This is a genomic window from Kribbella sp. NPDC023972 (genome assembly GCF_040639075.1).
Classification (GTDB): Bacteria; Actinomycetota; Actinomycetes; order Propionibacteriales; family Kribbellaceae; genus Kribbella.
This window is the reverse complement of record NZ_JBEZZH010000001.1, coordinates 1-18292: the sequence shown is the minus strand read 5'-3', so window position 1 is coordinate 18292 and position 18292 is coordinate 1. Positions and strand designations below refer to the sequence as shown.

General features: G+C 69.9%; 14 protein-coding genes. 6 read left to right on the top strand and 8 right to left on the bottom strand.

The window, feature by feature from the left end:
• Positions 1-651: 651 nt before the first annotated feature.
• Entirely contained in the window at positions 652-1917 is a 1266-nt protein-coding gene (locus tag AB0F43_RS00070; protein WP_360468511.1) for a ribonuclease D, read from the bottom strand.
• Positions 1914-2516 carry a DUF3000 domain-containing protein gene (locus tag AB0F43_RS00065; protein WP_360468509.1) on the bottom strand — a complete coding sequence of 201 codons (603 nt, stop codon included), beginning with the start codon at positions 2514-2516 and terminating at the stop codon, positions 1914-1916. The genes AB0F43_RS00070 and AB0F43_RS00065 overlap by 4 nt, the downstream gene beginning before the upstream one ends.
• 328 nt (positions 2517-2844) lie before the next feature.
• Between AB0F43_RS00065 and hemE the strand changes: the two genes are divergently transcribed.
• Genes hemE through AB0F43_RS00040 form a run of 5 tightly spaced genes read left to right on the top strand, consistent with a single transcriptional unit; the run spans position 2845 to position 6888 of the window.
• Positions 2845-3927 (top strand): uroporphyrinogen decarboxylase, encoded by a 1083-nt coding sequence (gene hemE, locus AB0F43_RS00060; protein WP_360468507.1) that lies wholly within the window; start codon positions 2845-2847, stop codon positions 3925-3927.
• Complete coding sequence (locus AB0F43_RS00055; RefSeq protein ID WP_360468505.1) at positions 3914-4408, top strand: GNAT family N-acetyltransferase; 495 nt, start codon at positions 3914-3916, stop codon at positions 4406-4408. Before hemE ends, AB0F43_RS00055 begins: the two co-directional genes overlap by 14 nt.
• Complete coding sequence (hemG, locus tag AB0F43_RS00050) at positions 4405-5814, top strand: protoporphyrinogen oxidase (protein WP_360468503.1); 1410 nt, start codon at positions 4405-4407, stop codon at positions 5812-5814. The genes AB0F43_RS00055 and hemG overlap by 4 nt, the downstream gene beginning before the upstream one ends.
• Positions 5811-6506: a hydrogen peroxide-dependent heme synthase gene (gene hemQ / locus AB0F43_RS00045; RefSeq protein WP_360468501.1), complete on the top strand. Its 696-nt coding sequence runs from the start codon at positions 5811-5813 to the stop codon at positions 6504-6506. The genes hemG and hemQ overlap by 4 nt, the downstream gene beginning before the upstream one ends.
• 4 nt (positions 6507-6510) lie before the next feature.
• Positions 6511-6888 (top strand): VOC family protein, encoded by a 378-nt coding sequence (locus AB0F43_RS00040; protein ID WP_360468499.1) that lies wholly within the window; start codon positions 6511-6513, stop codon positions 6886-6888.
• Between the two features lie 37 nt (positions 6889-6925).
• On the opposite strand, the gene AB0F43_RS00035 is transcribed toward AB0F43_RS00040, so the two are convergent.
• The 6 genes from AB0F43_RS00035 to AB0F43_RS00010 all read right to left on the bottom strand — a co-directional run bounded on the left by AB0F43_RS00035 (position 6926) and on the right by AB0F43_RS00010 (position 16770).
• Positions 6926-8920 carry an AAA family ATPase gene (locus AB0F43_RS00035; RefSeq protein ID WP_360468497.1) on the bottom strand — a complete coding sequence of 665 codons (1995 nt, stop codon included), beginning with the start codon at positions 8918-8920 and terminating at the stop codon, positions 6926-6928.
• A gap of 75 nt (positions 8921-8995) precedes the next feature.
• Positions 8996-9412 carry a peptide-methionine (R)-S-oxide reductase MsrB gene (msrB, locus tag AB0F43_RS00030; RefSeq protein ID WP_360468495.1) on the bottom strand — a complete coding sequence of 139 codons (417 nt, stop codon included), beginning with the start codon at positions 9410-9412 and terminating at the stop codon, positions 8996-8998.
• A gap of 75 nt (positions 9413-9487) precedes the next feature.
• Positions 9488-11893 carry a lamin tail domain-containing protein gene (locus AB0F43_RS00025; protein WP_360468493.1) on the bottom strand — a complete coding sequence of 802 codons (2406 nt, stop codon included), beginning with the start codon at positions 11891-11893 and terminating at the stop codon, positions 9488-9490.
• An 81-nt stretch (positions 11894-11974) separates the two neighbouring features.
• Positions 11975-13354, bottom strand: coding sequence for an adenylate/guanylate cyclase domain-containing protein (locus AB0F43_RS00020; RefSeq protein WP_360468491.1), 1380 nt, complete (start codon positions 13352-13354; stop codon positions 11975-11977).
• Positions 13347-15071, bottom strand: a complete 1725-nt coding sequence (locus AB0F43_RS00015) for an FAD-dependent oxidoreductase (protein ID WP_360468489.1) — start codon at positions 15069-15071, stop codon at positions 13347-13349. Before AB0F43_RS00015 ends, AB0F43_RS00020 begins: the two co-directional genes overlap by 8 nt.
• A 103-nt stretch (positions 15072-15174) precedes the next feature.
• Entirely contained in the window at positions 15175-16770 is a 1596-nt protein-coding gene (locus tag AB0F43_RS00010) for a M4 family metallopeptidase (RefSeq protein WP_360468487.1), read from the bottom strand.
• 180 nt (positions 16771-16950) lie between these two features.
• Between AB0F43_RS00010 and ligD the strand changes: the two genes are divergently transcribed.
• Positions 16951-18009 carry a non-homologous end-joining DNA ligase gene (gene ligD, locus AB0F43_RS00005; RefSeq protein WP_360468485.1) on the top strand — a complete coding sequence of 353 codons (1059 nt, stop codon included), beginning with the start codon at positions 16951-16953 and terminating at the stop codon, positions 18007-18009.
• Positions 18010-18292 lie beyond the last annotated feature (283 nt).

Genomic DNA, 18292 nt, shown 5'->3' with positions numbered 1-18292 from the left:
GCGGGATCTTCGACCCTTGACCCACACCACACCGACCACGGAAGGACGCAGCTACGCGGATCCCGCGGGAGGTGTAGCCCGAGTGGGGTGGATGACTTCTTGCGAACGTGGTTGCCGAGTGACCGTGGGGGCGGCCAGGTCTGGTCGGTCGAGGGCGGGCCGTGATGCATCCAGTCGTGAATTTTGGTCCAGGAGACCGCGATTTCTCGACCACGATTGACGACTCGACGATCGATCCAGGGCCTGGACCCCGGAAATCCCGCCATACGGACGAGAACGGCCACATGCCGAAACCATCCGTCGGGTCCATGGCGAATGGCGGGTTGTATCACCGCTGGCGTGCTACAACCCGCCAGCGGTGACACAACCCACCAGCCACCTCCAACCACATCCATCAGCCCCCGTGACCCCACCCGTCACCCAGATCCACCCAGGCGCCACCCTGGGCCTGGTCCGCATTCACTTCTAAGACGCGACCACCCCAACCCCACCCATCAGGACCCCACACCGCATCCACCCCCGACTGCGCCCACTCGCGTGAGGTGCTCCGGGATAGCTGCGCCCCTGGCGTGGTCGCGAGCAGGTGCTCAATGCGGCGGCGAGGTGCCGGGACGAGTGCCGCGCAGTAGCCGGGGAATTATCAGAAACGGCCTAGTCGAGTGGCTTGACCGGGGCTTCTGCCGCCATGGCGTCGGTGAGGACGTCGACCGTGAGGCCGATCTGCCACTCGCGGGCGCCGTGGTCGCGCAGGAACGCGCTGACCACCTCGACCGTCGGGTCGGCCGGTGGGGACCAGGCCAGGCGGCGGATCGTGTCCGGCGCCATCAGGTTCTCGGTCGGGAGGCGATGTGCCTCGGCGATCTCACCGACAGCACTCCGCGCGGCCGACAGCCGGGCCGCGGCATCGGGGTCCCGGTCGGCCCACGCTCGCGCCGGCGGCGGGCCGTCGTACCGCGGGCCCTGTTTGGGGAGCTGGGACTCGGGCAGCCGGCGCGCGTGGTCGATGGCCTCCCACCAGGTGCGCATGTGCCGGTGCGCGCCGCGGCCCTTGAACGCGGTCAGCCGCTGCAGTGTCTCCCGGTCGGCCGGCATCGCCGACGCGGCCTCGACGATTGCTGCGTCCGGCAGGATCCGGCCGGGGGAGATGTCCGCGGCCGCCGCGATCTGATCGCGGGCCTCCCACAGCGCCCGGACGACGGCCAGGCTGCGCCGATTGCGGACCCGGTGCATCCCCGACGTACGGCGCCACGGGTCGGGCTTCGGCTCCCGCGGGGGAGCGGACAGGATCGCGGCGAACTCCTGCTCGGCCCACTCCCACTTGCCCTCGCGGCGCAGCTCGGCCTCGATCGCGTTGCGCAACTCGATCAGCATCTCGACGTCGAGCGCGGCGTAGATCAGCCACGGGCCGGGGAGCGGACGGGTCGACCAGTCGGCGGCCGAGTGCTCCTTGCGCATCCGGTAGCCGAGCACCTCGCTGACCAGCGAGGCGAGACCGACCTTCGGGTACCCGAGCAGGCGGCCGGCCAACTCGGTGTCGAACACCTTCCGCGGCACCATCCCGACCTCGGCCAGACAGGCGAGATCCTGGTTGGCGGCGTGGATGATCCACTCCGCGTCGACGATCGCGTCACCGAGAGTGGACAGGTCGCCGAACGGAATCGGGTCGACCAGGGCGGAGCCGGCGCCTTGACGGCGGAGCTGGACGAGGTACGCGCGGTGCGAGTACCGGTAGCCGGAGGCGCGTTCGGCGTCGACGGCGACCGGGCCGGAACCGGACCGGAACGCTTCGACCACCTCGGTCAGCGCGGTGTCGGTGTCGACCACCTCGGAGAGGCCGTCGCGGAGTTCGAGCAGTGGCAGGTGCGCGGTCGGGTCGTCCGGGACTGGCGGCTGCTGCTGGGTCTCGGCCGGGCTCATCGGCCCCGCTGTCCACGCCGGGGCGGCATCGCCACCACCCCCGGCGGCACCGGCGGCAAGCCGGCCGCTGTGCAGAGCACCTCGCCCCATGCCTCCGCGTGCCGGGTCACGTCCACCAGACCACCAGGCCCCGGCACAGGACTCCAGGACGCGCGGATCTCGATCTCCGCCGTCGCGTCGTCGTCGGCCATCCCGCCGAAGCTTTCCGATACCACTCTGGTGACGGTACCGCTCGGGGCCAGGAAGTCGGCACCCCGGTCGGTCAGCGCCTCCATCAGCCAGGTCCAGCCCACGCCGCCGAGCAGCGCGTCGGTCACCATCTCCGGCTCGACGGCCGCACGCACGTACGCGACACAGCGGAAGGTCGACTGCCAGGCGTCGTTCCCGTCCGGGTCGTAGAGGATGACCAGGCGGCCGGTGGCGACGTCGTCGCCATCGACCGTCACGTCAGCGCTGACCGCCGCCGCGTGCGGTGCGATCCGCTGCGGCGCGGGCATCTCCTCGACGAAGACCTCGGGCCGGTACCGGGCACCGCGCAACTGCGTCACTGCCTCGGCGAACTCCGCGGGTGGCGCGTCGACCTGCTTGCGGGCACCCATGCTTTGCAGCCTACGACTGATTACTCACAGACGCTGGCGACGACGCGCCGCACTTTTGGCCGGGCCTTCGGCACCGGCGTGGTCATGGGGCCTTGTTCCCGGGCTTCCCTCGTCGCTCTAGTCGCTGTGTTGAATGCCACGCCTCCGGCGCGGCGGGTCATGGGGCTGGAACTCCCGGCCTTCCCTCGTCGCTCCAGTCGCTGCGCTCCCTCCGCTCCTCAGTCCAGGCCGGGAGGCCCCATGACCGGGCTCCCTGCGCTCCTCAGTCCAGGCCGGGGGCCATGACCGCCCTGCGAGGACGTGGATGACAGCGTGGGATCATCGATGCGTGCCTTTCACACCGCCAGTAGCCTCACCCAGCGCGACCGATCGATCTCCCTTTCTGCTCGCGGCCCGGGGGGAGCCGGGGCCGCACACGCCGGTGTGGTTCATGCGCCAGGCCGGGCGCTCGCTGCCCGAGTATCGGGCGGTTCGGGAGGGCACCACGATGCTCGAGTCCTGTAGGCGCCCTGAGCTTGTCGTCGAGATCACGCTGCAGCCGGTACGCCGTTATGGCGTCGACGCGGCCATCTTCTACTCCGACATCGTGCTCCCGCTGAAGGCGGTCGGCTTCGACATCGAGATCAAGCCGGGGGTGGGCCCGGTGGTCGCCGCGCCGGTCCGGGACGCGGCCGGCCTGGCCGCGGTCCGCCCGGTCACGCCCGCGGACGTGCCCTACACGTCGGACTCGGTGCGGCAGTTGGTCACCGAGCTCGACGGTACGCCGCTGATCGGCTTCGCGGGCGCGCCGTTCACGGTGGCGTCGTACCTGGTCGAAGGTGGGCCGAGCAAGGACCACGCGAAGACGAAGGCCCTGATGCACAGCGACCCGGCGCTCTGGCACGCGCTCGCGGACCGGCTGGCCGACGTGGCGATCGCGTACCTCGCGGTGCAGGTCGAGGCGGGAGCGTCCGCGATCCAGCTGTTCGACTCGTGGGCCGGCGGGCTGTCGCCGCGTGACTACGAGCGGTTCGTGCTCCCGCACTCCGCGAAGGTGTTCGAGGCCCTGGCGCCGTACGGCGTACCTCGAGTGCACTTCGGCGTGAACACGGGCGAGCTGCTCGGGCACATGAGCGAGGCCGGTGCGGATGTGGTCGGCGTCGACTGGCGGGTCCCGTTGGACGAGGCGGTACGGCGGATCACCGCGGCCGGAGGGCGTCCGAAGCCGGTGCAGGGGAACCTGGACCCGGCCCTGCTGTTCGCCGGCTGGGACGCGCTGGAGCCCGAGATCGACCGCATCCTCGAGGAGGGTAAGGCTGCTCCCGGTCACATCTTCAACCTCGGGCACGGGGTGCCGCCGGACGCCGATCCCGAGGTGCTGCATCGCATCGTCCGCCACGTTCAGAGGAAGTCCGCCCGTGTACCTGCCTGACCACGAGGTGACGCTGGAGCGTCTGACCACCGCGCACGCGGAGGCTGTGCTCGCCTTCGAGCGGGAGAACCGCGCGTACTTCGCGGCCTCGATCCTGGACCGCGGGGACGCCTTCTTCGAGGAGTTCGCGGTGCGGATCGCCGCGCTGCTCGCCGAGCAGGAGGCCGGGCTCTGCCAGTTCCACGTCCTGGTGGACGACTCGGGCGCCGTGGTCGGGCGGGTGAACCTCGTGGACATCGAGAACGGCGCCGCCGAGCTCGGCTACCGGATCGCGGAGAAGGCGGCCGGCAAGGGGCTCGCCACCGCCGCGGTGCGGGCGATCGTCGGGCTCGCCGCCTCGGAGTACGGACTGACGACGCTGCGTGCGGGAACTTCACCCGCCAACCGGGCCTCGCAGCTGGTACTGGAGCGGGCCGGTTTCCGGCGGGTGAGCGCCGAGGGGGTGGACCCGGCGTACGAGTTGAAGTTGGAGGTCGCGTGAGTTCGGTGGTTGTGGTCGGCGGCGGGATCAGCGGGCTGGCGGCGGCGCACGCGCTGGCGACCGGGCCGAATCCGCCCCGGATCACCGTGCTGGAAGGCTCGCCGCGGCTCGGCGGCAAGCTGGCCGGCGCCGAGCTCGAAGGTGTCCCGGTCGACCTCGGTGCCGAGTCGGTGCTGGCCCGGCGGCCGGAGGCGGTCGACCTGATCAAGGCGGTCGGGCTCGGTGACGACCTGGTGCACCCGGCAACGACCTCGGCCGGGTTGTGGATCGGTGACCGGATCCGGCCGATCCCGCCGACCGTGATGGGCGTCCCGGTCGACCCTGCCGCGACGGCCGACGTACTCGGTGAGGCGGCGGCCTCGGAGGTCGCGCATGAGGCCGACCTGCCCGCGCCGGCGCTGACCGAGGACGTGGCGATCGGGCGGTTCGTTGCCGAGCGCATGGGTACGGCGGTCACCGACAGGCTGATCGACCCGTTGCTCGGGGGTGTGTACGCCGGCCGGGCCGAGGAGATCTCGCTGGCGGCCGCCGTACCCGAGCTGTATGCCAAGCTGCGGAGCGCACCGAGCCTGCTGGCGGCGACCGCTGAGCTGCGAGAGGCGGGCCAGCGGCGCGCGGGGCAGCCGGTGTTCGCGGGGATCGTGGGCGGGGTCAACCGGCTGATCTCCGCGCTGGAGAGGGACCTGACCGCTCGGGGCGTCCAGATCAGGCGTCAGCTGGCGGTACGACGGATCACCCGGACGGCCGAGGGCTACGAGTTGGAGGCCGGTCCCGTCCCGGCCCCGACTCTGCTGGATGCGGATGCGGTGATCGTCGCCGTACCGGCGTCGCCGGCGGCCCGGATGCTGGCGGAGGTGGTGCCTGCCGCGGCGGCCGAGCTGGCGGCGATCGAGTACGCCAGCATGGCGATCGTCACGCTCGCCGTGCGTAAGCAGCACTGGCCCGAGGGTGCGACTGGCTCAGGGTTCCTGGTGCCGTCCGTGGAGGGCCGGACGATCAAGGCGTCGACGTACTCGCACGCGAAGTGGCAGTGGTCGAGTGACGCCGGGGGAGAGCTCGCTGTGTTCCGGGCCTCGGTCGGCCGGCTGGGGGAGGAGCACGTGCTGCAACGGTCGGACGAGGAGCTGGTGGCGCTGGCTACTGCCGATCTGGGGCGTGCTGTGGGGCTGCAGGCACCTGTGGTGGGTTCACTGGTGACAAGGTGGGGTGGCGGGCTTCCGCAGTACGCCGTGGGGCATCTGGACCGTGTGGACCGCGTGGAGGCTGCTGTCGCGGCTGAGCCCGGTCTGGCTGTGTGTGGAGCGGCGTACCGGGGTGTGGGGATCGCTGCATGCGTCGCCTCGGGCAGCAGGGCGGCCACCCGGGTGCAGGGGTATTTAGAGACATTGGAGACAATGGCTCCGTGACGGAGAAGCCGAAGGCGCGTGAGCTGAACAATGTGATCCGCTACACCATGTGGTCGGTCTTCAAAGTGGAGACGCCGCTGGGCGACGCGGACCGGGACGCCCTGACCGCCGAGCTGGCGGAGTTGTTCGCCAAGCTGTCGACGGACGACGTGGTGATCCGCGGGATTTACGACGTCGAAGGATTCCGGGCCGACGCGGACTTCATGATCTGGTGGCACGCGCCGTCGTCGGACGCGCTGCAGAAGGCGTACCACGCGCTGCGCCGGTCCCGGCTCGGGCGGCACCTGGCGCCGATCTGGTCGCAGCTGGCGCTGCACCGGCCGGCCGAGTTCAACAAGAGCCACATCCCGGCGTTCCTGGCCGAAGAGGAGCCACGGGCGTACGTGTGCGTGTACCCGTTCGTGCGGTCGTACGAGTGGTACCTGCTGCCGGACGAGGAGCGCCGGTCGATGCTGGCCGAGCACGGCAAGATGGCCCGCGGGTACCCCGACGTCCGGGCGAACACGGTGGCGTCGTTCGCGCTCGGCGACTACGAGTGGATGCTCGCGTTCGAGGCGGACGAGCTGCACCGGATGGTCGACCTGATGCGCGACCTGCGAGCGTCCACCGCGCGCCGGCACGTGCGTGAGGAGATTCCGTTCTACACCGGCAAGCGGTCCGAGCTCGGCGAGCTGGTCGCCAACCTGGCCTGAGCTGGTGCACCGCAAAGCGTTCCCGGTGTTGTACGTCGCCAACGTGCGCCGGTCCGTCGAGTTCTACGGCCTGCTCGGCTACGAACCGACGTACCAGTTCCCGCTCGAGGGTGACCCCCACTACGTCGGCCTCGAGCGCGGCGAGTCGTCGCTGGGCCTGTCCGACGCCAACTGGCCCGAGGCCCAGCTCGGCATCACCGTCGGCGCGGCCCCGCGCTTCGAGCTCTTCGTGTACGTCGACGACGTCGACGCGGAGGTGGAGACCTTTCGCGCGGCCGGCCACCCGATCCTCCAGGAGCCGGCCACCATGCCCTGGGGCGAACGCCAGGCGTACGTCGCCGACCCCGAAGGCAATCCGGTCGCCCTCGCCACCCCGATCTGAGGCTGGGACCCCTGGAATCTGGAACCCGATCTGAGGCTCAGGTCCCCGGCTTCTGGAAGAGGTAGTCCTCGGCGCGCATCGAGGTGGGCGGCTTGATGTCCTCGGGCAGCAGCTCGCGCAGATCGCGCTCGCTCAGGCTGTCCGCGTCGCGCTCGGACAGCCGGGTCGCCTGGTTGGAGATGGCTTCCTCCAGCACGTTCCGGATGAACCGGCCGTTGCCGAAGTTGTGGCCGCGGGGAGCGGGTGGGATGACCCCGCGGACCGCGTCCAGCACGTCCTCGCCGTAGATCATGCCCTTCTGCCGGGCCTGCAGCTCGAAGATGGCGACGAGCTGGGCGGTGTCGTACTCGCTGAACGACAGCAGCTTCGGGAAGCGGGACTGCAGGCCGGTGTTGGACTCCATGAACCGCTGCATCTCGCGGTGGTACCCGGTGACGATCACCACGCACTCGTCGCGGTGATCCTCCATCATCTTCAGGATGGTGGCGACGGCTTCGAGACCGAAGTCGCCCGGGCTGTTCTCCGGCACCAGGGTGTAGGCCTCGTCGACGAACAGCACCCCGCCGAGCGCCTCGCGGAACTTGGCCGCGGTCAGTGGCGCGGTGGTGCCGACGCTGGAACCGACCAGGTCGGACCGGTCGACCTCGACCACGTGACCCTTCTCGAGCACGCCGAGCTGCTTGTAGATCCGGGCCAGCAACCGGGCGATCGTGGTCTTGGCGGTACCGGGCTTGCCGACGAACACCATGTGCCGGGCCCGCTCGTGACTCGGCAGGCCGAGCTCCTTGCGGCGCAGGTTGGTCTTGATCTCGGCCACCATCTTGCGAACCGAGTCCTTGACCGACTCCAGCCCGATCAGCGAGTCCAGCTCCGCGAGCGGGTCGTCGCTGTAGTCCGCCGGCACCGGAGCCGGGCGGTCGGCGGGCTCAACGACGGCGACAGGCGTCGGCTCGGCCAACCTCAAGGGGACGACCTCGGCCACAGGTTGGGGCCGCCGCTCCTGGTCGAGGAGGCGGAAGAACGCGGCCAGATCCGGGATCTGCGGTTCCGGCCACGGCGCGTCCGCGAGTACGCCCGACAAGTGGACCGACACCCGGGTGGCAGCGGCAGCCCACGACCGCGCGAGCGCCTGCTGGTCACGGCGTACGGTGCGGGCCAGCCACTCGGTGTTGTCCGCGAGCCAGGAGTGCGGGTCGAAGCCGTCCCTGAGGTCGGCGAGCGCGTTCTCGACGTCCCACCCGGCGCCGCCGAGGATCTGGCCGACGGCCGGGGGAACGCCACCGAGCCCGGTGGCCAGGATCAGCCCGGCCAGCAGTTGGGCGAAGTCGCCGGGGTCGTCGTCCGACGTGGCCATCAGCAGCTTGGCGTGCTCGTCCCGCAGCGCGTTGAGCGAGTAGCGCAGGGCCGCGCCGGAGCCGGCTAGCTCCGGGAGCACTGTGCGCTCTTCGTCGCTGAGCGCTGCGGTCCGCCAGAACTGCACGATCGTCTCGTAGTCGGCGGTGGCGTGCATGCGAGTGGTCTCGCGGTCGGCCAGCACCCGGTCGAACGCGGCGGTCAGGGCCCGGGCGCGGGCTGCCATCGGCGGCGCGTCGACGAACAGGCTGACCACGTCCCGGGACACCTGCAGCGCCTGCCGGCGGCCCGCTTCGCGGAAGCCCTGCGCCCCGGCCACCACCTGCAGCGGCCAGTCGGTGGCCGCGACCCGGACCAGATGGCCGCCGCCGCCGTACCGGACCGACGGCCGGTAGAAGTCCCGGGTCAGCTCCGTGGAGATATCGGCGTACTCACCATGCAACACCGGGATCCACCCGGTCAGCAGCGGCGCCACCTGATGCGTGAACCACACCCCCGCCGGCGTCCCCTTCACGAACCCCGAAAACGCATCCGCCCGCAACGGCCGCAGCGACCCCGCGTCGTCGCCCCAGGCGCGCAGCCGCCCCCGGATCCCGCTCAGCCAGTCGCCCGGCACCTCCCAGGGCTGGTCGGCACTGAGAGCGTCGAGAACGTGCCGCCCCGGGGTCTCGTCAGCCACAGAAGTCCTTTCCACCGATCGGCCGTCGCGCTGGCCCACTTTAATGCGTCAACGGGCGACGACCGACCGCGGTGGTCAGGCGGGTTCGAGGGAGAGGCTGATGCTGTTGATGCAGTAGCGGAGGTCGGTGGGGGTTCCGTAGCCCTCGCCTTCGAAGACGTGGCCGAGGTGGGAGCCGCAGTTGGCGCAGCGGACCTCGACGCGCTTCATGCCGAGAGTGCTGTCCTCGATGTACTCGACCCGGTCCTCGGCCAGCGGGGCGAAGAAGGACGGCCAGCCGCAGTGGGAGTCGAACTTGGTCTCGCTGCGGAACAGTTCCGCGTCGCAGGCCCGGCACTTGTAGACGCCGACCGTCTTGGTATCGGTGTACTCACCGGTGAACGGCCGCTCGGTGCCTGCCTTGCGCAGTACCTGGAACTCCGCGGGAGAAAGCTGCGCCTTCCACTCCGCCTCGGACTTCTGTACGGCGTACTGCTTCGTGTCATCTGTCACGAGACCAGTATCGGCGCCCGGGCAAGGAAAACCCCGCCCGGGCGACCGCACGTAAGCGTCCCGTCAGCGGATGGGTCAGCGCACCCACGACGGCAGCGGTACGACGCGCACCACCTGCGGATCGTGATCGCTGATCTGGTCCGGGAACTCGGCGTTCATGTGCACGATGTCGTACGACGTAGCCAGCCTCAGGTTCTGCGAGATCAGGATCTGGTCGAGGATCTGGCTGTTGCCCTCGAACACGTAGCTGTAGCGCTCCTTCACCGGCAGCGTCCGCGGCATGTCGATCAGCGCCGTCGTACCGGACCCGACCAGGATGTCGGTCGTCTGGGAGAAGTCGAAGTCGTTGATGTCGCCCAGCACGATGACGTTCGCGCCCTTGTCCTTGGCCAGGATCTGGTCGACGAACCCACGCACCGACTCGGCCTGCTGGTGCCGCTTCGGCGCGGTCACCTGCACCGGCGGCTGGGTCCGCCCCCAGAGCGGGTCGTCGCCGCCCTTGGAGCTGAAGTGGTTGACCACCACGAACAGGCTCTGCCCGTGCCAGGTGAACTCGCCGGCCAGCGGCACCCGAGCGGCGGCCCAGGCCGGGTTGGCCGGGTCGACCCGGCCCGGAGACGAGCTCAGGTGCGGGCGTCCGAACCGGTCGGTGACGATCGTGGTCGCGACCGTCGAGCCACCGCCGGGGCGGTCGACGAACTTCACCGGCTTGTCGGTGCGGTACATGAACGCGACCCGGATGTTGCCACCCGGCTCGCCACCCTCGGCGTTGTTCACCGGGTCGATCTGGCGCCAGGCGTACTTCGGCCCGCCCGCCTTCTGGATCGCCGCGGCGAGCATGTTCAGCGTGACGTCGGCGGCCGTCGTTCCCGAGTTCGTGGCGCCGTCGTTGTCCTGAACCTCCTCCAGCCCGATGATGTCCGGCGAGGCGAGGTTCTTCACCACCGCCTGGGCCAGTCCATCGAACTTGGCGTCACCGTCGGACGGGTCCAGGTTCTCCACGTTGAACGTCGCCACCGAGACCTGAACGGGCGAGGAGGCCGTGGTCGTCTCGCGCGTGACACCGCCGTCGACCACGGTCGGGGTCTGCGTCGGCAGGAACTTGAAGTTGCCGAACGAATAGTCGAGGACGCCGGTCACTGTGCTGGTTCCAGGACCTGCGAGCTTGTCCCCGGTCTTGGCGTCGGGGATCGGTGTCAGTACGTCGTCCAGCAGCACCCGCTCCGGGTTGCTGTCGGTCTTCTGCAGCACGATGCCGCCGCGGACCGTCTGCACACTGGAGCCCGCGGGTACGACGGACAACTCGCGGAACGAGCTGGTCGGGCCGGTGACCTGCGGCTGGTCGATACCCAGCCACATGCCCTCCAGCGACTCCCAGAAGTCGATGCCGTCGGTGGCCGGCTGGAAGGTGCCGGTGGTCTCGACGTCGCCGGTGGAGTCGTCGTCGATCACGGTCGACGGCGGGACCCGGCCGCCCGGGCCGACGATCGTCGGCGCAGGCACCGCGGCGGTGCCGGTCACTGTGACCGACGGATTGGTGATCTCCGTGGTGGTCAGGTTGTCGGTGCCGCCCGAGCCGCCGGGGCGGAACTCGGCGACGGTGCCCTGGACGGTCACGGCGTCACCGACGTTCACGGTCGGCGCCGAGCTGGTGAAGACCAACAGGCCTTCGCTGGTCGCCGGGTCGGCGTCGGGCTGCGGGTCCTGGAACCAGAAGCCGTTGCGGCTCGTGGCAGTGACCACACCGGTGACGTTGCGGACGAGCTTGCCGGCCAGCGGCGACAGGTGCGCCGCGCCCTGGATGTCGTGGATCTTCGCGTCGATCGGGTCCGGGTCCGGCGGGGTGGACGTCAGGGTCTTCGGCGACGGGTTGACCGCGGCGAACTCGGTGCTGTTGTTGTCCGCGTCCTTGGTCGGGTCCTTGCGGGTGGCCGAGGTGGTGTTCGAGGTACCCGGCGCCGCCGCGGTCTCGAAGTCGTTGGCCGCGCCGTAGCCCACGAAGTCGACCACACCGGCCGCCGTCGCGCAGCCCGTCGTACAGGTCAGGCTGGTGGTGGAGGTGACCAGGGCGACCTTGCCGGACGACGCGGACATGTTCACGCTGCCGGTCGCGTCGGGGGTGGGCAGTGGCTGGCCGTTGGCGCCGCCGGACGCGCCCTGCACGAGGTAGACCCCGCCCGGCGCGATCGAGCCGGTCAGGTTGATCTTGTTCGCCCAGGAGGTGCCGCTCGACGAGGCGTACTGGATCGACCAGCCGGTCAGGTCGACCGGCGCGGAGCTGTTGTTGGTCAGCTCGATGAAGTCGTTCGTGTACGGCGCTCCGCTGTTACCACCGCCGCCGTACACCTCGGTGATGACCACGGTGGACGAGGCGGCGTCCGCCGGTGCGGCCACCAGAGCGACCGCCGTACCGGCGAAGACGAGACTTGAGGTGACCACGAGGGCGCCCAGGCGGCGCCGTGGTCGGAACTGGGCAGACATGGCCGGATTCTCACACCCGGACTGGTCCCGGCCAAGGTCCAACACGTGAACACCAGGTGCGGCCCCGAAAGGCACGGGTGATCATTCGCGGGCGAGCCTGACCAGGCGGTAGACCTCGAGTGGTTCGGCCTTGCCCTTGAGCTCCAGCAGGCCCAGCGACTCGGTGACAGCGTCCGGGAGGAGGGCCTTGGTGCCGGGTCCGATCGCCACGCCGCCGCTCGGCGCCTTGCCCTCGATCCGCGAGGCGACGTTGACCGTGTCACCGATGACCGTGTGGGTGCGGCCGCCCTCGGTGCCGAGCAGGCTGACCGAGGCGAGGCCGCTGTTGATGCCGACCCGGAACGGGGGCCACTCCGGGTGCGCCAGCTGGACGGCCGTCGCCGCCTCCTGCAGCGCGAGGCCGGCCGCTGCCGCCCGCTGCGCGTGGTCCGGCTGGTCGCCTCGCTTGTTGAAGGTAACCATCAACGCGTCGCCGATGATCCGGTCCACGTCACCGCCGTGACGTCGTACGACCGGCGGTACGACGACCTGGAAGTACGTGTTGAGCATCACGGTGACCTCAGCCGGATCGTGGTTCTCGGAGAACGTGGTGAATCCCTGCAGGTCGGCGAACAGCACGCTCAGCTCGCGCCGCCCGGACACCGTGTCCTCGAGGTAGAGGTCCGCGAACCGCTCCTCGTACCACTGGATCCGTACGCCGGCCACGACCAGGACGAACGCGGCGAGCATCAGCACGTGCCACTCCCACCACGACAGCGCCCAGTTCCGCGCGAACACCAGCGCCACCATCGCCTCGGCGAGCAGCACGAACGCGGCGACCATCGACAGCAGCATCAGCGACGGGCGTTCCAGCCAGTTGCGGAGATAGCGCCCGGCCGCGGTCGCGTAGAGCAAAACAGCCGGGACGGCGAGTGCACGCAAGATGCCGCCGGCAACTTCCGGTACGGCGGTGTCGTGCAGCGGAGGTAGGCGCAGGACCGAGGTCAGCGCCCACAACGCCATCAGCGTGAGCAACCCAGCTCGAAGCCACCGCCCCCACCGCACCGCTGCGGCGACCTGCCCACCGGAGAAGTTCAAGCTCGACAGGACCGCGAACGTCGAGCCCAGTGCAACCCCGACCGGCGTCGCGAGGGTGAAGCCCGCATTCGGGGTGTCGAGCAGGACCTGCGGCGTCGCCAGCGCATGCAACCCCAGAAACCCGGCCGCCGACAGAAACGCCAGCGACACCAGCAAGACCCGCGGATCCCCACGCCGCAGCGCGGCCGCACCTGTCAGATACGCCAGTACGGCGCTCAGCACCGCCGTCATCAGCACCAGCCAGAAATGCGCCGGGTGGTGTTCCCAATGCACGTCCAGCTCTGGTTGCCGCAGCACCAGCAGCAACCCCACCAGCGGTAGGAGCAAGACCAGTGCGGTCAAGCCGACCATCGCCGGCGTGTAGACGAACCGCCGTTCAGGCATCCGCCGAAACCTTCAAATGCGTATGGATCTGGGACACGACCACGGATCCCTCGCCGACCGCGGAGGCGACTCGCTTGACCGAGCCGGACCGGACGTCCCCGATGGCGAAGAGCCCAGGCAGCGTCGTCTCGTAGGGCTGTGGCGGCCGCGACTCGTTCCACTGCGGATCAGCCGCGGCGTCCGACCCGGTCAGCACGAAACCACGCGCGTCCCGGCCGACCTTGTCCGGCAGCCAGTCGGTGCCGGGCACCGCACCGATCATCACGAACAGCCCGTCGACGGCGAGCGACTCCTCGGCACCTGTCAGCCGATCGAGTAACGTCACCTGCTCGAGTCGCCCGTCGCCGCCACCACCGACGACCTCGCTGTTCGCCCGCACGGTCACGTTGGGTGCGGCATCGATCTCACCGATCAGGTACTGCGACATGCTCGCGGTCAGATCGTTGCCCCGGATCACCAAAGTCACCTGCCGGCAGTACCGGGCCAGATGCAGCACCGCCTGCCCGGCCGAGTTCCCACCACCGACAACACACGCGTCACGTCCCTGCAAACCGTGGGCTTCCGACACGCTCGCGCCGTAGTACACCCCGGTGCCCATCAGCTTCTCCAGCGACGGTACGCCGAGACGCCGATACGACACGCCGGTCGCCAGCACGACCGCCCGAGCCGTCACCTCACCCACGTCACCGATGACAGCCCGGAAGTGGCCGTCCTGCTTGTCCAGCGAGACGATCGACCGCATCAGCACGAAGTGCGCGCCGAAGACCCATGCCTGCTGATACCCGCGCTGGGCCAGCTCGGAGCCGCGAATCCCGCGCGAGAACCCCAGATAGTTCCGGATCAGCGAACTCGTGCCCGCCTGCCCGCCGATCGACTCGCGCTCCACCACGAGCGTGCGCAACCCCTCCGACGACGCGTACACAGCCGCCGCCAGACCGCCCGGACCTGCCCCGATCACGAGGACGTCGAACGAGTCCTCGCCGTCGGCCAGCGTCGTCGGCACCCCCCACGCCTCGGCGATCTCCGCATCGGTCGGATCATGCAGCAAGGTGCCTCCGATCGCCGGCATCCACACGAGCACGCCCTCACCCGGATCCGGCTCGCCGATCCAGTTCAGCGCGGCCTCCGCCAGCCGCGAACCGCTGGCCCGGAACGCGCTCGGGATCCCGTTGCGCGCCAGCAGACTGCGGATCGCCTGGCCACGGACCGAATGCTCGGCGGCGATCACCACCACCTCACGGAGATTGGCGACCTCGTACCGGGACCACTCCTGGACGAACTCCGCGACTGTCCGGTGGAACAACTCGTCGCGCTCGATCCACGGCTTCAGCACGTAGTAGTTGATGTCGCCGACGGCCATCGCGGACAGGATGGCCGACGCGGTCGAGCGGTCCGCCCACGAACCCCATTCGATCAGCAACGCCCGGCGCGCATCGGGATGCAATGTCCGCGACAGGTCGAAGATCGCGGCCCGATCGTCGTCGGCGAGCGCGTGATCGACCAGGACGACGGCCACCCGCTGCTCCCACTCGTGCGCGCGGCGCAGACACTCCGAGGCGGCGGCAACGGTCAGCTCGCCGCGGACCCTGAAATCGACTCCGAAGCCGCGCTCGAGCTCTGTCTCACTTCGCTCCAGCCGGACCGGATCGGCATCGACCACCAGCAGCAGCGGCCGTGCCCCCCGCAGGCTGGACCTTCCCCCGGGTTCCCCTCCCATGCTTGTGACGGTAGGTCCGGCGCAAACGATGGGCAATGGACAAAACGCTTGAATCGCCGGTCCTGTCCGCCCCAGTCGGACAGGACCGGCGAGACTCAAACGGTCAGTTCACGCTCACCGCGGACCACGCGGCGGCGACCACGGCGCGCTCGTTGCTGCTCGCGCCGTACAGGTCGGTGGCCGCGTTCAGCGTCGCGGTCCGGGCCTGGGCGTACGTCGTACCCGTCGTCATGTACGTGGTCAGTGCGCGGTACCAGATCTTGCCGACCTTGTCCCGGCCGATGCCGGTGACGGTGGAGCCGTTGCAGGTCGGCGAGTTGTGCGGCAGCCCGCCGAACTCCTTGGCGCCGCTGCCCTCGGAGGCGAGATAGGCGAAGTGGTTCGCCACGCCGGAGGAGTAGTGCACGTCCAGGTTGCCGACGCCGGAGTAGTAGCAGTCGACCGAGTTGCCGTCCTTGCTCGGCTTGTCCATGTACCGCAGCGCCGGGCGGTCCTTCATGATCTTTTCGCCGATGTAGTAGTCACCGGGGTCGGAGGCGTTGTTCGCGGAGAACTCGACCAGGGTGCCGAAGATGTCGCTGGTCGCCTCGTTCAGGCCACCGGACTCGCCGGAGTAGGTGAGGTTCGCGGTCGCGGTGGTGACGCCGTGGGACATCTCGTGGCCGGCCACGTCGATCGACACCAGCGGACCGGCCACCACGCCGTCACCGTCGCCGTACGTCATCTGCTTGCCGTCCCAGAACGCGTTCACGTAGTTGGTGCCGTAGTGCACCCGGCTCGGGACGCCCTTGCCGTCGTTGAAGATGCCGTTCCGGCCGTGGTTGGTCTTGAAGTAGTCCCAGGTCCTCGCGGCGCCGTAGTGCGCGTCGACCGCGGCGGTCTGCCGGTTCGTGTTCAGCCCGTTGCCCCAGTGGTTGTCGGCGTCGGTGAACCGGGTCGGCACCGGGCAGCCGAAGCCGAAGATCTGGCACCAGACCGAATCGGTCTTGTTGTTCGCGTCGGCGGTGTAGGCGTTGCCGCGGACCGGGTCGGTCAGCGTGAACCCGCCGGTGGCCGGGGTGCTGTCGATCGGCACGGTCCCGCTGTAGAGGCTCTGGCCGTCGCCGGTCGCCGTCTGGACGTGCTGCTCGGTGACCAGCTTCGCCCCGGTCAGGGCGTCCACCGTCGTGGTGACGTGGCTCGGCGTACCGTCAGCCTGGGTCCCGGCTGTGGTGACCAGGTAGGCCAGTCGCGGCGCGCCCTTGCGGGCCTCGATCACCAGGGTGGGCTTGCCCTCGGCCTTCTGTCCGCGGGCCAGCGCCTTCGCGGTGGCGGTCGCGCCGCTGACCTTCGGGGTGCGGCCGACGTTCGCGCTGCGGCTCAGTGTCAGGCTGGCACCCCTCCAGTTGCCGTCCTTGGCCTGGTGGACGACAACGTCGCCGCCAAGCACCTTGAGGCCGCCGATGGTCCGGTCCATCCGGACGTGGCTCGAGCCGTCAGAGTCGACGATGACGTCCCGTACGACGAACGCGTCGGCACCGGTGGCCTTGAGGGCGGCGAGATTCTCGCCGACGGCGGCTTTGGCCCGGGCAACGGCCGCACTGGGACTGGGGACGGGGTCTGCCGTCGGCGCACCGGTGGCGGTGGTGGCGCTGGTCAGACCGAGGGCGGTGGTGGTCGCCACTGCGGTGGCAGCGGCGAACAGGGCGGATCTGTTCATCCTCGCGCTCCTTCAGAGGTGTCCCGGAGGCCTCACGCCCCAGGAACGAGGTGCAGGCACGTTACCGCTCGGTCACCGACCGTGGCCAGAGGTCGGGAAAACTTGCCTTTCCCGCAGGCTGCCGGGCATTTCCGGTGCCGCTGTCGGCTTTTGGTCCGTGCCGGGCGGTAGCGTCGCGGCATGGCGGCGACCAAGGCAATCGAGCTGGAGATCGCGGGGCGGACGGTACGGGTGAGCAACCCGGACAAGCCGTACTTCGCGGACCGCGGGCTGACCAAGCTGGACATCGTGAACTACTTCGTCGCGGTCGGGGACGGCATCCTCGGCGCGTTGCGGGACCGGCCGACCACCCTCGAGCGGTGGCCCGGCGGCTGGTTCGAGGGCGCCAAGCTGTCCACCCGGATGGACAACCGCGGCGATGCGTTCTACCAGAAGCGCGTCGCCAAGGGAGCGCCCGACTGGGTGGAGACCGCGACCATCACGTTCCCGAGCGGCCGGCCCGCCGACGAGGTGTGCCCGACCGAGCTGGCCGTCGTCGCGTGGGCGGTCAACCTGGGCACGCTGACCTTCCACCCCTGGCCGGTACGCCGTCCGAACCTCGACAACCCGGATCAGCTCCGGATCGACCTCGACCCGCAACCGGGCACGGACTTCAAGAGCGCGGTCGCGGTCGCACCGGTGCTGCGCGAACTGCTCGCCGAACACGGCCTGGAGGGGTACCCGAAGACCTCAGGCGGCCGCGGCCTGCACGTGTACGTCCCGATCGAGCCGCGCTGGGACTTCATCCAGGCCCGCCGCGCGGTGATCGCGGTCGGCCGGGAGCTGTCCCGCCGGCTGCCGGAGCAGGTCACGGTGAACTGGTGGAAGGAGGAGCGTGGCGAGCGCGTCTTCATCGACTACAACCAGATGGCCCGCGACCGCACCATCGCCTCGGCCTACTCGGTCCGCCCGAACGCACGAGCCCGCGTCTCGGCGCCACTGCGCTGGGAAGAGCTCGAAGACGTCGTACCCGACGACTTCGACGTCCTCACCATGCCGGCCCGCTTCGCCGAAGTCGGCGACCTCCACGCTGCCGTCGGCGAAAAGGCCTTCTCCCTCGACTCCCTCCTCGACCTGTCCGCCAAACACGAACGCGACCACGGCGAAGCCGACCTCCCCTACCCGCCCGAATACCCGAAGATGCCCGGCGAACCGAAGCGCGTCCAACCCTCCAAGGACCGCGACCGCCCGAAGGACTAGCTGCCCTGCTTGAGTAGGCCGACTGTGGGATGACGCGTGCTCGCGACTGGGGTCACGCGTCCCGGGTAGGCGACTGTGGGGTGACGCGTGCTCGCGTAGGGTGGCCGGGGTTGCGCGCGCCCCGGGTAGGGCGACTGGGGTCACGCGTGCTCCGGGTAGAGCGGTTGTGGTGTCGCCTACTCCAGTAAGGGGACAGCTGTGGGGCGCGGCTCCGGGCTGCTTGATGGTGCTGGTCGTGGTGGCGTGGGTCAAGGGCGCCTTCGGCGTCCGCTGCGCGGATCGA